Source organism: Aeromonas media, assembly GCF_020423125.1.
GTDB lineage: Bacteria > Pseudomonadota > Gammaproteobacteria > Enterobacterales > Aeromonadaceae > Aeromonas > Aeromonas media.
In genome coordinates this window covers 4,237,749-4,252,000 of the sequence record NZ_CP075564.1, presented here as the reverse complement: position 1 = coordinate 4,252,000, position 14,252 = coordinate 4,237,749, and the positions used below count along the sequence as shown (strand labels likewise).

General features: G+C 62.1%; 13 protein-coding genes and 1 tRNA gene. 7 read left to right on the top strand and 7 right to left on the bottom strand.

Features of this window, described 5'->3' with window-relative positions; translation table 11 throughout:
- Positions 1–28 precede the first annotated feature (28 nt).
- The 3 genes from arcC (at position 29) to KI797_RS19675 (ending at position 3,572) form a co-directional block, all read left to right on the top strand.
- Positions 29–955, top strand: a complete 927-nt coding sequence (gene arcC, locus KI797_RS19685; RefSeq protein WP_042650575.1) for a carbamate kinase — start codon at positions 29–31, stop codon at positions 953–955.
- Positions 956–1,038: 83 nt separating this feature from the next.
- A complete protein-coding gene (gene argF, locus KI797_RS19680) occupies positions 1,039–2,043 on the top strand; it encodes an ornithine carbamoyltransferase (protein WP_042650576.1) in 1,005 nt (334 codons plus the stop codon).
- 122 nt (positions 2,044–2,165) lie between these two features.
- A complete protein-coding gene (locus KI797_RS19675) occupies positions 2,166–3,572 on the top strand; it encodes a YfcC family protein (RefSeq protein ID WP_161507687.1) in 1,407 nt (468 codons plus the stop codon).
- A 113-nt stretch (positions 3,573–3,685) separates the two neighbouring features.
- Here the strand turns inward: KI797_RS19675 and KI797_RS19670 are convergent, their stop codons facing one another.
- From KI797_RS19670 to KI797_RS19655, 4 genes are all read right to left on the bottom strand, one after another.
- A complete protein-coding gene (locus KI797_RS19670; RefSeq protein ID WP_005324454.1) occupies positions 3,686–4,177 on the bottom strand; it encodes an arginine repressor in 492 nt (163 codons plus the stop codon).
- Between the two features lie 200 nt (positions 4,178–4,377).
- Complete coding sequence (pyrI, locus tag KI797_RS19665) at positions 4,378–4,842, bottom strand: aspartate carbamoyltransferase regulatory subunit (protein WP_005324452.1); 465 nt, start codon at positions 4,840–4,842, stop codon at positions 4,378–4,380.
- 17 nt (positions 4,843–4,859) lie between these two features.
- On the bottom strand, positions 4,860–5,780 hold the full coding sequence (gene pyrB / locus KI797_RS19660) for an aspartate carbamoyltransferase (protein WP_226170729.1): 921 nt from the start codon (positions 5,778–5,780) through the stop codon (positions 4,860–4,862).
- Positions 5,781–6,012: 232 nt separating this feature from the next.
- Entirely contained in the window at positions 6,013–6,597 is a 585-nt protein-coding gene (locus KI797_RS19655) for a hypothetical protein (protein ID WP_161507686.1), read from the bottom strand.
- A gap of 202 nt (positions 6,598–6,799) precedes the next feature.
- On the opposite strand from KI797_RS19655, the gene KI797_RS19650 reads away from it, so the two are divergent.
- Together KI797_RS19650 and KI797_RS19645 are read left to right on the top strand one after the other, a co-directional pair.
- Positions 6,800–6,876 (top strand) — tRNA-Trp (locus KI797_RS19650).
- 306 nt (positions 6,877–7,182) lie between these two features.
- A complete protein-coding gene (locus KI797_RS19645; RefSeq protein WP_161507685.1) occupies positions 7,183–8,553 on the top strand; it encodes a phosphatidylserine decarboxylase family protein in 1,371 nt (456 codons plus the stop codon).
- Positions 8,554–8,609: 56 nt separating this feature from the next.
- Here the strand turns inward: KI797_RS19645 and KI797_RS19640 are convergent, their stop codons facing one another.
- Entirely contained in the window at positions 8,610–9,128 is a 519-nt protein-coding gene (locus tag KI797_RS19640) for a class IV adenylate cyclase (protein ID WP_226170725.1), read from the bottom strand.
- 232 nt (positions 9,129–9,360) lie between these two features.
- On the opposite strand from KI797_RS19640, the gene KI797_RS19635 reads away from it, so the two are divergent.
- Complete coding sequence (locus tag KI797_RS19635) at positions 9,361–11,250, top strand: methyl-accepting chemotaxis protein (protein WP_226170721.1); 1,890 nt, start codon at positions 9,361–9,363, stop codon at positions 11,248–11,250.
- Between the two features lie 53 nt (positions 11,251–11,303).
- Here the strand turns inward: KI797_RS19635 and KI797_RS19630 are convergent, their stop codons facing one another.
- On the bottom strand, positions 11,304–11,816 hold the full coding sequence (locus tag KI797_RS19630; RefSeq protein ID WP_161507683.1) for a lipocalin family protein: 513 nt from the start codon (positions 11,814–11,816) through the stop codon (positions 11,304–11,306).
- Between the two features lie 16 nt (positions 11,817–11,832).
- Positions 11,833–12,735: an AraC family transcriptional regulator gene (locus KI797_RS19625; protein ID WP_005324436.1), complete on the bottom strand. Its 903-nt coding sequence runs from the start codon at positions 12,733–12,735 to the stop codon at positions 11,833–11,835.
- Positions 12,736–12,878: 143 nt separating this feature from the next.
- Here KI797_RS19625 and yqhD point away from each other — a divergent pair, with 143 nt between their 5' ends.
- Positions 12,879–14,042, top strand: coding sequence for an alcohol dehydrogenase (gene yqhD / locus KI797_RS19620; RefSeq protein WP_161507682.1), 1,164 nt, complete (start codon positions 12,879–12,881; stop codon positions 14,040–14,042).
- Positions 14,043–14,252: the final 210 nt, after the last annotated feature.

The following is a 14,252-nucleotide window of genomic DNA, read 5'->3' as shown; positions in this document are numbered from 1 at the left end:
CACACACCAAGACTCGAGAGTAACACTCATGAAAAAACCAACTGTCGTCGTCGCCCTGGGTGGCAATGCTCTGCTCCGTCGTGGAGAGCCGCTCGAAGCTGACATCCAGCGCAAGAACATCGCCACCGCCGCCAAGACCATCGCCCTGATCGCCGAGGAGTACAACGTGGTGCTGGTGCACGGCAACGGCCCGCAAGTCGGCCTGCTGGCCCTGCAAAACAGCGCCTACACCAAGGTCGCGCCCTATCCCCTGGATGTGCTGGGTGCCGAGTCCCAGGGCATGATCGGCTACATGCTGATCCAGGAGCTGAAGAACCTGATGCCGAGCCGCAACGTCACCGCGCTGCTGACTCAGGTACAGGTCGATCCCAAGGATCCCGCCTTCGCCAATCCGACCAAGTTCATCGGCCCCGTCTATGAGGAAGCGGAAGCCCGCATCCTGGCCGAAGAGAAGCACTGGGTGGTCAAGGCTGATGGCAAGTTCTTCCGCCGCGTGGTGCCGTCCCCGCTGCCCCAGCGCATCGTCGAAGGCGATGCCATCGAAACCCTGATCGCCCAGGGACACCTCATCATCTGTACCGGTGGTGGTGGCATTCCTGTGACCTGGGATGGCCAGTGCCTGACCGGTATCGAAGCCGTCATTGACAAGGACATGTCTGCCGCCTACCTGGCCAAGCAGATCAAGGCCGATGCCCTGCTGATCCTGACCGATGCCGATGCCGTCTACCTGGATTGGGGCAAGCCGACCCAGCACCCGCTGCGGGTGACCAGCCCGACCGAACTGGCTGGCGTCAAGTTCGATGCTGGCTCCATGGGACCGAAAGTCGAAGCTTCCTGTGAATTCGTCAAGGCGACCGGCGGCATGGTCGGCATCGGCTCTCTGGAAGATGGCCTCGCCATCCTCAAGGGTGAAGCCGGCACCAATATCGTCGCCACCCATACCGTGAATGCCTGAGTAACCGAACAACTTTGTAATGTGTACTGCGTAGTCAATGACACTGCCCAAATTGGTCTGAACAAATATAGAGAGAACTCATCATGGCTTTTAATCTGCGTAACCGTAACTTCCTGAAACTGCTGGACTTCACCCCGCGCGAAATCCAATACATGATCGATCTGGCCATCGACCTGAAGAAAGCCAAATACGGTGGCTATGAGCGCAAACATCTGACCGGCAAGAACATTGCCCTGATCTTCGAGAAGACCTCCACCCGTACCCGCTGCGCGTTTGAAGTGGCGGCCTTCGACCAGGGCGCCCAAGTATCCTACCTCGGCCCAAGCGGTTCCCAGATCGGCCACAAGGAGTCCATGAAGGACACCGCCCGGGTGCTGGGCCGCATGTATGACGGCATCGAGTACCGTGGTTTCGGTCAGGAGATCGTCGAAGAGCTGGGCGCCCATGCCGGTGTACCGGTCTGGAACGGTCTGACCAACGAATTCCACCCGACCCAGATCCTGGCCGACTTTATGACCATGCTGGAGCACGGCAAGGGCAAACGCCTGGATCAGATCAAGTTCGCCTACCTGGGTGATGCTCGCAACAACATGGGCAACTCCCTGATGGTCGGTGCCGCCAAGATGGGCATGGACATCCGCCTGGTTGCCCCCAAGGCCTTCTGGCCGGAAGAGGAGCTGGTCGCAAAGTGCCGCCAAATCGCCGAAGAGACCGGTGCGCGCATCCATCTGACCGAAGACGTGAAGGAGGGGGTGCTGGGTACCGACTTCCTCTACACCGACGTCTGGGTTTCCATGGGTGAAGCGAAAGAAGCCTGGGATCAGCGCGTCAAACTGATGACCCCGTATCAGATCAACATGGACGTCATCAACGCCACCAAGAACCCGGATGTGAAGTTCATGCACTGCCTGCCGGCGTTCCACAACGACGAGACCACCATGGGCAAGGAAGTGGCTGACAAATACGGCATGAAGGGTCTGGAAGTGACCGAGGACGTGTTCGAATCCGAGCACAGCATAGTATTCGACGAGGCCGAAAACCGGATGCACACCATCAAGGCAGTGATGGTTGCTACGCTGGGCGACTGAGGTCGCAGTAGTGGTGCCGGGGGGTGACCCCCGGCTTTTCGACCATGTGACGGCGGCATAATACCTCTAACCCTACGACCCGCAGATACATGGATACCACACCCACAGAAGGAAGCTGGACCATGACCAAATTCAAGTTCCCGTCAGCCTACACCATATTGTTTGTGCTGATCGCCCTGGTGGCCGCCCTGAGCTGGATAGTGCCGGCCGGCAAATACGACATGGTAATGAATGAAGCCCTCGGCAAGGAAGTGCCGGTGGCAGGCACCTACAAGCTGGTGGATGCCAATCCCCAGGGGATCGTCGACGTGCTGCTGGCACCCATCGACGGCCTCTACAACCACGACACCTATGAGGCAGGCGCCATCGACGTCTCCCTCTTCATCCTGATCATCGGCGGCTTCCTTGGCATAGTGACCAAGACAGGTGCCATCGATGCCGGTATCGAGCGCGTCACCGACCGTCTGCGTGGCCGCGAGGAGTGGATGATCCCCATCCTGATGGCGTTGTTCGCCGCAGGGGGCACCATCTACGGCATGGCGGAAGAGTCGCTGCCCTTCTACACCCTGCTGGTGCCGGTAATGATGGCCGCCCGCTTCGACCCGGTCGTGGCTGCGGCAACCGTGTTGCTCGGCGCCGGTATAGGGACGCTAGGCTCCACCATCAACCCGTTTGCCACCGTGATTGCCGCCAACGCGGCCGGCATCTCCTTCACCGACGGCATCTGGCTGCGGGTCGCCATGCTGGTGGCCGGCTGGCTGCTGTGCGTCGCCTATGTGATGCGTTATGCCAAGATGGTGCGCAACGATCCCAGCAAGTCCCTGGTGGCCGACAAGTGGGAAGAGAACCGCGCCCACTTCCTCGGCAACAAGAGCGATCAGATGCTGGAGTTCACCCTGACCCGCAAGATAGTGCTGGGTATCTTCGTCGCCGCCTTCGCCGTGATGATCTACGGGGTGGCCGTGCTCGGCTGGTGGATGGCGCAGATCTCCGGCGTCTTCCTGGCCGCCGCCATCATCGTCGGCCTCATCTCCCGCATGAGCGAGGAGGAGCTGACCTCCAACTTCATCGACGGTGCCCGTGACCTGCTCGGCGTGGCCCTCATCATAGGTATCGCCCGCGGTATCGTCGTGGTGATGGACAACGGCATGATCACCCACACCATCTTGAACAGTGCGGAAGGGATCGTCACCGGCCTCTCCACCGTGGTGTTCATCAACGTGATGTTCGTGCTGGAAGTGGTGCTCTCCTTCCTGGTGCCGTCCTCCTCCGGTCTGGCGGTGCTGACCATGCCGATCATGGCGCCGCTCGCCGACTTCGCCAACGTGGGCCGCGAGCTGGTGGTAACCGCTTACCAGTCCGCCTCCGGTCTGGTGAACCTGGTGACCCCGACCTCAGCCGTGGTCATGGGTGGCCTGGCGATTGCCAAGGTGCCCTATGTGCGCTGGCTGAAGTGGGTGGCGCCTCTGCTCGGCCTGCTGACCGTGCTGATCGTGGCCTGCCTGAGCCTGGGGGCCATGCTCTCCTGAGGATGGCAAGCAAGATGAAACGGGAGCCTGAAGGCTCCCGTTTTTTTATGGCCACAGGATGACAGGCAACAAAAAGGCGACCCAGGGGTCGCCTTGCTGCACGCGGGCTTGGCTTAGCGCGCCTGCTCCAGGGTGCGCACCACGGCGGCATGGGCCTGGCGGGTGCGGCTGATGTGGCGCGGGGCTATCAGCACCACATCGTTGCCGGCCACGGCCCCCAGGATCTCGGGATCGGCGTGGCGATCCAGCAGGCGGGCGACCACAGTCGCGGCCCCCGGGGTGGTGTGCACCAGCACCATCTGCTGGTTATGCACCACGGCGCGCACCATGTCGTGCACGGATCGGGTGCTGCCGGCGGGCTCCAGCTGATCATCCACCAGGGTGTAGACCTTCTTGCCATTGGCATTCTGGGCCTTGGCGACGCCGAGACGGCGCAGCAGACGGGAGATGGTGGACTGGCTGATGTCGGCGAAGCCGCGCTCCGCCAGCTCGCGGCGGATCTCTTCCTGGGTGCTGTAGCAGTGCTGGCCGATGATCTGGCGGCAGGCATCGAGCTGGGCCAGGTCGGACTCCTGTTCCGGGGGGCGACTGAGGGTCTTGACCATGGCGACTTCCTTTGACGATGACAGATGGCTATGGCGCTCAGTCTGTCATGCCTGTTTTTCATAGCGAAAAACACTGATGACGAGCATTTCGGTAGGTGATGAGCGATGTCTAGCCGTTGCGAGATGGCAAATTATAACCAAAGGGGGAATAAGTGATGTGACAGGGGTCAAAAATGGGCCCCGCAGGGCCCGACAGAGTATCAATAGCGTTCGCTGACGATGTCCTGGGTGAAGGATTTCTCGCAGTATTTGCACTTCATGCGCACCGCGCCCTTCACTTCGCGCACCCGGAAGTAGCTGTCCACCGGCTCGTTGTGGGAGATGCAGTTGGAGTTGGGGCAGTGGAAGACCCCGGCGATGAACTCCGGCAGCTTCAGCTGATGTTTCTTCACCACGGCGAAGTCTTCGATGATGTTGACGGTCGCGGTCGGGGCAAACAGCGCAAGCTGGTTGGCCTGCTGCTCGGTCAGCCGGGTGTTCTCTATCTTGATGAGATCCTTCTTGCCCAAGGCGCCGGATTTCAGGTTGAAGCCGACGGTGATCCGCTCCTGGGTCTCGATCAGCTGGAACAGCTTGAGGATCTTGATACCCTGGCCGGCGGGGACGTGGTCGATGACGGAGCCGTGACGGATGGCTTCGACTTGCAGTTGGTTCTTCTCGGACATGATGTTCCCCTTTTCCCTTAGACGGTTTCGTTCAGTACCAGTGCCAGCAGCGCCTGGCGTGCATAGACCCCGTTCTCCGCCTGCTGGAAGTAGTAGGCGTGGGGAGTCTTGTCGACAGCGACCTCGATCTCGTCGACCCGGGGCAGGGGATGCAGGATCTTCATGCTGGGCTTGGCCCCTTCCAGAGTCGCCAGCTCCAGCACAAACTTGGCGGCCATGTGCTTGTACTCTGTCTCGTCGAAGCGCTCTTTCTGGACCCGGGTCATGTAGAGGATGTCCAGCTCCGGCATCACCTCTTCCATGGTCTCGTGGACGCTGAACTGAATGCCCTTCTCTTCCAGCTCTTCGCAGAGGTAGTCCGGCATCGCCAGGGCTTCCGGGGAAATGAAGAAGAAGCGGCAGTTGAACAGGCTCAGAGCCTGGGCCAGGGAGTGGACGGTGCGGCCATATTTCAGGTCACCGACGAAGGCCACGTTGAGGCCGTCCAGCTTGCCTTGCGTCTCATGGATCGAGAAGAGGTCGAGCAGAGTCTGGGTCGGATGTTGGTTGGAGCCGTCACCGCCGTTGATGACAGGCACCCGGGAGAACTCGGAGGCCAGACGGGCGGCGCCCTCCTTCGGGTGGCGCATCACCACGGCATCGGCATAGGAGCCGATGATCTTGATGGAGTCGGCCAGGGTCTCGCCCTTCTTGGCGCTGGTGTTGCCGCCGTCGGCGAAGCCGATGATGTTGCCGCCGAGGCGCTGTACCGCGGTCTCGAAGGAGAGACGGGTGCGGGTGGAGGCCTCGAAGAAGCAGCTGGCGACCAGCTTGTCTTTCAGCAGGCGGGTGTCGGGTTCGGCCTTCAACCGCTGCGCGGTGGCGACCACCAGTTCCATGTCGGACCGGGTCAGGTCCGAGATGGAGATGACGTGTTTGTTATAGAGTGGATTGGTCATCGTCTGCATTCCCTTTGACATCAATGAAGGTTTTTCTGGCACAAAAAAAAGCCCCTGAAACAGGGGCTCTTTTTAAAAACAACTGGGGATCTGTGGGTCGGAAACCGGAAACAACGGGGCCGCTCTGGTGCGCTCCACCCGTCTGCAAGGCTGCTTTTTTCATCAAAAACGGCATCGTCCTGTCCCGACCTTTTTCAAAACCGGACAGATTATAGGGCTGGTTTTTGAATTGTCAAAAATTTATTTCAGAGGCAGGATTTGCCGGTAAAAACGTTTGAGTGTCGCGAACGGGTCGACAAATCCAGACCTGGTGCTTAGGCTGCAGCGGCAGTCCATCCGTGGCCATGCTGCGCAGATAACCGAGTCGGTGGTGCCCCTCCAGCAGACAATATGGCTGCGGCAGGGGTTGGCCATCTGGGTAGCAGGCACCGGGCTCGGGGGCGAGCACTATGATGGGCTCGGACCAGGTGCCCCGGCTCAGCATGTCTTCACCGAGCCAGGAACGACGCACATAGCGGTTGCTGCGCAGCATCTCGCCCCAACGCTCGATCACCTCCATGTGGCGGGAGCCTATCTGGCTCACGACCTGGGTCGTCTCCCAGGCTTCGCACTCGAACTGGTGGCGGGCGAGGTCGATAAAGCTCCAGTTGGACTCAAAACCGCGCCAATGGCGGTAAATCCATTGCGTCAGCACATTTTGGGGGATGAAGGGCACCAGGGGGGAGACCCGCTCGAGATAGTCTGGCAGAGACTCAGTTTTGCGCTCATCCCGGAAGTTGAGGGGCGCAAGTTGTTGAAGCAGTCGGTAATTGAGCATGAGCGACCTCCCTGTTGCTGGTTTCACCCTACCCCCATTTATGCCCCATTCCTACCCCGGCGGGACTGCAAATACAGCAAGTTACCCCGGCTGGTTGCGGGAATTGCCATGATTTGCTCGTGAATTGTTCGATCGTATCGAAAGTGAGAAAAAAAGCCTTTACCTTTGATCCCGGCTTTGTATAATTCGCCTCGTTTGTTGCAGGGGCGTAGTTCCAATTGGTAGAACAGCGGTCTCCAAAACCGATGGTTGCGGGTTCGAGTCCTGCCGCCCCTGCCATTTTCAGAAAGGCCAGCTCATTGAGCTGGCCTTTCGCATTTCTGTCATCCTCTTTACCCATCCTGGTGGCAGCGGCTGACTGCCCTCGCTGAGCTGCCTTCCCGCACATCCCTTGAGCCTCAACGGTTCGGCCCGATTGCGCTTCGCTAGCCGCTATTGCCGCTTTTTGCCCTGTTGTTTCTGGCAATCGTGCTGTCTGGCGCCCTGTGCTACACCACATGAGCTGCGCCTCACTGGCGCGCGTGCAAGCAACCGGGCGTTCCGACCGGCAACGGGGAACGCGAAGCGAGAGTGAGGAGAGGCATGATGAACAAGGCCGTTGAAACCCGCATGAACAGAGCCCGCCCCGGTGGCTGGGTGCCACAGGATCAGGCCCACATTCGGCGTTGGATAGCGCGACTGAAACACTATGTGACGCAGCAATCGGGACCGCTGGCCGCGCCCATCGCCGAGTTGCGGGATCTGGTCAACGGCGATCCCCTGTTGCACGCCCAGGCCAATGCCATGTTCAGGGAGGCCTGGCGCCATGAGCACCTGACCCCGCTCGGCCAGATCGAGGTACAGAGCTTCGACGAGTTCCTGGCCTTGCTCAACGGCATCATGACCACGGCCCCCGAGGCCTATCAGGACATCCCCACTCACGAGCCCTCCGGCCTCATCGGCTTTCCCATCAACGCCCTGCTCGACTGGCCCATGGCGACCCGCTCCGGCTATCACTTCTTCGCCAACGCCCTGGTGAACCAGCAGTTCAAGAAGATCCTCGATTACTGGGCGCAGTTTCTGCAAAGTCCGGCCTCCCGCTATGTGCTGACCGAGCCGGTCAGTCGGCTGGACAGGGAGACCCTGATCGTCCCCTGGCTCGGCGAGGTGGCCAAGGCCGAGATGGTGCAGGTGGCCAGAGGGGCACTCGGGGAGGGGCCTGACCCCACGCCCGCTCGTTTCGAGCAGATCTTCCAGTGCGATCCGGCGGCCGAATACCAGGGTTTTGGCTGCTGGGATGACTTCTTCACCCGCACCTTCCGCCCCGGCGTGCGGCCGGTGTCGGCGCCGGAGGACGACGGCGTCATCGTCAGCGCCTGCGAGTCGGCACCGCTGCAGGTGACGGGGGATGTGAGCCTCAGCGATCGCTTCTGGCTCAAGGGCCAGCCCTACTCGCTGGACAACATGCTCGACTTTGACGAGAGCGCCCCCCTGTTCGACGGCGGCACTGTGTATCAGGCTTTTCTCAGTGCCTTGAGTTATCACCGCTGGCACAGCCCGGTGAGTGGGACCATTCGCAAGGTGCGTGTGGTCAATGGCACCTACTACCTGGAGAACCAGTTCGAGGGCTTCCTCGACAGTGACGGCGCCGATCCCAGCGCACCGAACAACTCCCAGCCGTTCCTCACCTCGATAGCCACCCGGGCGCTGATCTTCATCGAGGCCGACAACCCCAAAATCGGCCTGATGTGCGTGGTGCCGGTGGAGATGGCGGAGGTGTCGAGCTGCGACATCACGGTGAGGGTGGGGGACAGGGTGAAGAAGGGGGATCCGCTCGGCATGTTCCACTTCGGTGGCTCCACCCATTGCCTGCTGTTCCGCCCCGGGGTCGAGCTGGCATTTGACTTCCACGGCCAGCGGCCGGGGCTGGATGCCACCAACCTGAGGGTCAACACCGCCATCGCGCGGGTGAAATAGGAGTCCCCGTGCCGTAGCAGAAAGGAAGAGGCCGCCTCTGGGCGGCCTCCTTGCATTCAGGCCCGCTGCCGGAGCAGCAGATCCAGGTATGCGCCCTCGATCAGCTGGGAGGGCTCCACCCCGAGGTGTGCCATGATGTCGTGGGCCTCCCGCATCCCCGCCTCGAGCGGTTCGCCTTCCTCCAGCACCACCTCCAGTTCGAGGAAGTGACCCAGCCCCTCCACCCGATCGAGGTGGATCCGGGTCCTGCCGACCAGGAAAAGGGTGCGCATCTTCCGCACCCTGCTGATCTGGCCGCAGGCCAGACTGAGGGTCTCCCGCAGCCGGTCCGGCTCGCTGGTCGGGGTCAGGTGATAGAAGCTCTCCTTGGGCCCCTGCCGATCGGCACGGCGGTAGAAGATGAGCTCACCGCTGCAGGGGGAGAGGGTGCGCAGCTTGAGGCGGCCGGCGTCGCAGCGAAAGAAGGTGTCATCCTGCGCTATCTCGACGGGGCCGCAGTCGGCGATGGCGGTCGCCTTGGGATGAAGGAGATCGATCCGCTCGATCCTGGCCTTGATCTCGATATTTCGGGGCATGGGGGTCTCCATTGGGGGCAAAAAAGAGTCCCAACCTATCACAAGCGTCACCCTGGGATAGCCTCCGCCGATGTCGGTCGGGGATCTCGTGATTTTCGTGACTTGCAGCACAACCCGTTGTCGAGGCACGAGAAATCAATCTGATTCACTAAAGTCCAGCGTGGATACCGCCGATACCTACTACCAAGATGGGGGTATTTTCAACCCCCTGCTACCACAAGGATTCGTTGTCATGACTCTCTCGTTGCGCGGCAAGTTGCTCGCGGCCAGCCTGGGGGTAGTGCTGCTGATGGCAGCCCTGCTCGGTATCGTCGCCTTCCACACCCTCAAATCACGCACCCTTGGCGCCATCCAGAGCGAGGCGGTCAACTACGGCCACGCCAACTCGGTGGCCATCGGCAACTGGTTGGCGGATCGTCGGCATGCGGTCAATGCCCTGACCGCGGTGATTGCCGACAATCCCGAGGCAACCCTGGTGCCACACCTGCTGCAGACCCGTACCTCCGGTGGCTTTGGCCTCACCTATTTTGGTTCGGTGCAGGGGGCGATGACTCGCCACGATCCCTCCCTCAACACCGCCAACTACGACCCCAGGGTGCGTCCCTGGTATCAGAATGCCACCAAGGCGGGCAAGCTCATCGTCACCGCCCCCTACGTCAGCGTGACCATGCAGCAGATGGTGGTGACCCTGGCCGAGCCGGTGAGCCATCAGGGTCAGGTGATCGGGGTGGCCGGTGCGGACCTCTCCTTGGATGACCTCATCGATGAGGTGCTGGCCATGAAGGTGCAAGGGGAGGGGTACGCCATGCTGCTCGACCGCTCCGGTCTGATCGTCGGTCACCCGCAGAAGGCGCTGGCCCTGAAACAGGTGGCCGAGCTGGCCCCCGGCCTCACTGGGACGACCCTGGAGGGCTGGAGCCGGGACGGCGAGCTGCACGGCGCCACCATAGCGGGGCGCGAGGTGCTGCTGTCGGTACAGGGGGTGCCAGGCACCGACTGGCTGCTCGCCATGGTGATGTACAAGGATGTGCTGGAAGCGCCCTTCTCCAGCCTGCTGTGGCAACTGGTGGGGCTGACTCTGGTGCTGCTGCTGGTGTTCAGCGCCCTGCTCATCGCCATGTTCAATTACCTGTTTGCCGATCTCGGCCGGGTGTCGAAGGCGCTGGCCGACATCGCTCACGGCGAGGGGGATCTCACGGTGCAGATCGTGGCCCAAAGCAGGGACGAGGTGGGGCTGCTGGCCCAGAACTTCAACCTGTTCGTGGCCCGGTTGCACGGTATCGTCAGCCGGTTGCGGGACGTCACCGTCGAACTGGCGGCTCAGTCCAGAACCCAGGCGGCGGGGGCAGAGGAACGCAGCCAGCGAGTGCGCCAGCAGCAGGACGAGATCGTCATGGTGGCGACCGCGGTGACCGAGATGGCATCCGCCACTCAGGAGATCGCCGGCAACGCCGAGTTTGCCGCCACCACCTCCGGCGATGCGGTCAGGCTGGCCGTCGCCGGTCAGTCCCAGGTCGGTCAGAGCCAGCGCAGCATCAGCGGCCTGGCAGGGGAGGTGGCCGATGCAAGCCAGACCATTCATGAGCTGGATGGACACGCCCATAAGATCAGCGGCATCCTGGCCACCATCAGCGGCATCGCCGAGCAGACCAATCTGCTGGCGCTGAACGCTGCCATCGAGGCGGCCCGGGCCGGTGAGCAGGGCCGCGGCTTTGCCGTGGTGGCGGACGAGGTGCGGGTGCTGTCGCGTCGTACTCACGACTCTACCGCCGAGATCCAGCAGATGATCGAGGCCCTGCAGCAGACCACCCGCCGCGCCGTGGGTGGCATGGAGACCAGTCGCCAGCTGGCGGGCACCAGCGTGGAGGATGCGGAGGCCGCCAACCAGAGTCTGGCGCGGATCAACGAGGCCATCGGTGCCATCAGCGACATGGCGACCCAGATAGCGGCGGCGGCGGAGGAGCAGACCTCGGTCACCGGCGAGATCAGCCGCAACACCGAGAACATCCGTCATGTCTCCCAGACGCTGGCAGAGCAGGCGAAGGTGGAGGCTGCCCAGGCCGCCGAGCTCAAGTCCCTGACCGAGCGGCTGGAGCAGGAGATAGGCCGCTTCCGGCTCTGATCCTCCCGACAAAAAAGGGCAGCCCGCGGGCTGCCCTTTTGCATTCTCGGTGGTCAGGGGGTCTGCTTGACCCAGATCAGCCGGTCGGTGGCAAAACCCAGCCCCTTGGCCTTGGCGATCAACGCATCCACCTTCTCCTTTGGCGGGTTGGGGGAGCGGGAGAGGATCCACAGATAGTCGTAGTTGTAGCTGGTTACCAGGGAGAGCTGGTAATCGGGGTCGAGGTCGATGACATTGTAGCCGCCGTAGAAGGGGCCGAAGAAGCTCACCTTGAGCCGCGCCTCGTCCGGCTTGTCGACGAAGTAGGCCTTGCCCTCGGCTTCGCGCCAGCTGCCATCGCTCTGAAGGCCGCGGTTGAGCACCTTGACGCCGCCATCGTCACGCCGGCTGTAGGTGGCGCTCACCCGCTCCAACCCCCGCTCGAAGCTGTGGTCGAGACGCGCGATCTCGTACCAGGTGCCGAGGTAGCGATCGAGCTGGAAGCCGGTGACGGGACGGATGCCATCGGCAATCCCGGTACAGGCCGTCAGCAGCAGGGCAGTGAGCAGACAAAACAGTGAACGCATGGGTGATCCCTCTCTTTTAGCCTTCGATGATGCGCAGCTGACCGTCCCGGAAGCGGGAGGCCTGATCCGTCGGCGTGCTGCCGAAGAAGCGCTTGTACTCCCGACTGAACTGGGAGTTGCTCTCGTAACCGACTCTGGCCGCCGCCGCCCCCGCCTTGACGCCGTCGTGCAGCATCATCATGCGCGCCTTGTGCAGGCGAAACGACTTGATGTATTGCAGTGGCGAGGTGGCGGTGACCGCCTTGAAGTGGTGGTGGAAGGCGGAGACGCTCATGTTCACCTCCCGGGCCAGCTCCTCCATGGTGAGGTTGTCGGCGTAGCGCGACTCTATCATACGCAGCACCCGGGCTATCTGGCCCACATGGTTATGGCGATTGGCGAGCGCCTGCAGCGCCGGGCCGCCGCCCTCATGCAGGGCGTAGAACAGCATCTCCCGCACCGTCTGCGGCCCCAGCACCCTGGCGTGCAAGGGATTGTCCATCAGCGCGATCAACCGCTCGGCGGCGCAGAACATGTCCTCCGACAGGGGTACCGAGTGGACGCCGCTCTTCTGCGGGGCGGGAGCGGGCAGGGCATCTCCCAGCTCCAGCAACAGTTCCTGCAGGGTGGCGACGTTGATCTCGAGGGAGAAACCGATGAGGGGTTGCTCGGGGGAGGCGAAGCACTCGCACTCGCAAGGCAGCGGCAGCGTCATCAGCAGATAGTGGCTGGGATCGTAGCGAAACACCTGATCCGCCAGGTAGCCCACCTTGTGGCCCTGCAATATCACTATCATCCGCGGCTGATAGAGTACCGGGGTGCGGCCGTGGTACTCGGTGGTGTAGATGAGGTTCACCTGCTCCACCGGGGAGGGAGTGATGCCTGGGGTGGTGACGTGACGGGCCAGCCTGGCGGCGAGATCGGCGTAACGGTTGGACATGAATGCTCCGGGGTAATTCCGATTATTTGTAGAAATAGGCAAGTAATGTGCAGAATGTTGCCTTGATGGTAGATGGTGTCTGTAGAAAAATGCAATCAACATTTTGCGGCGCCGCCGCCCTCTCATCCATGAAGGTACTATCGATGCACAATTTCACTCTGCATACCCCGACCAAGGTGCTGTTCGGCAAGGACCAGGTGGCCCAACTGCGTGAACAGATCCCCAGCGACGCCCGCATCCTCATCACCTACGGTGGCGGCAGCGTGGTGCGCAGCGGCCTGCTGGCGCAGATCCGCCATGAGCTAGCGGGCATGACCCTGTTCGAATTCGGCGGCATCGAGCCGAACCCGGCCTACGAGACCCTGATGGGGGCGGTCGAGCTGGCCCGTGCCGAGCGGGTCGACTTCCTGCTTGCCGTCGGCGGTGGTTCCGTGCTCGATGGCACCAAGTTCATCGCCGCTGCTGCTCACTACGACCTTGCCAAAGAGCCCTGGCACATCCTCGAGACCGTCGGGGGTGAGTTGGCTTCCGCCATTCCCCTGGGCGCCGTGCTGACCCTGCCGGCCACCGGCTCCGAGATGAACATGGGGGCCGTCATCACCCGCAGAAGCACAGGGGACAAGCAGCACTTCTTCTCCCCCTTCGTGATGCCGCGCTTCGCCGTGCTGGATCCCGTGCTCACCTACACCCTGCCGGCCCGCCAGGTCGCCAACGGCGTGGTGGATGCCTTCATCCACACCCTGGAGCAGTACCTCACCTACCCGGTCAACGCCAAGGTGCAGGATCGCTTCGCCGAAGGGCTGCTGCTGACCCTGATCGAGGAGGGCCCCAAGGCGCTGGTGGAGCCGGAAAATTACGACGTGCGCGCCAACATCATGTGGAGTGCCACCCTGGCGCTGAACGGCCTGATCGGGGCCGGTGTGCCCCAGGACTGGGCCACCCACATGCTGGGCCACGAGCTGACCGCCCTGCACGGCCTGGACCACGCCCAGACCCTGGCAGTGGTGCTGCCCGCCCTGCTCGATGCCAAGCGTGAGCAGAAACACGCCAAGCTGCTGCAATACGCCGAGCGGGTATGGGATCTGCGCAGCGGCACCGAAGAGGAGCGCATCGACGGCGCCATCGCCGCCACCCGCGACTTCTTCGAGCGTATGGGGGTCAAGACCCGGCTGCGGGACTACGGTCTGGCCGACGCCAATATCGACACCCTGCTGGCCAAGCTCGAAGAGCACGGCATGACGGCGCTTGGAGAGCACGGCGACATCGACCTGGTGCAGAGCCGGCATATTTATGAAGCCGCCTGGTAAGAGGCGAGCTGCCAGTCCCGGCCTTGTCCGGGACTGGATCAGGGGGCCGGCCCTCGCCCGATGGCGGAGGCGCGGCCCCCGAGTCGTTACAAAACGGTTACTTTTTCCCCTTTCATCTCATCAGATGAGCCAACGGCATATTTCATAAGAACAAAAAACGCTAAGGTAGAGGCCCGGCAAAACATTTTTTTTGACTGGTTGGATCACTTT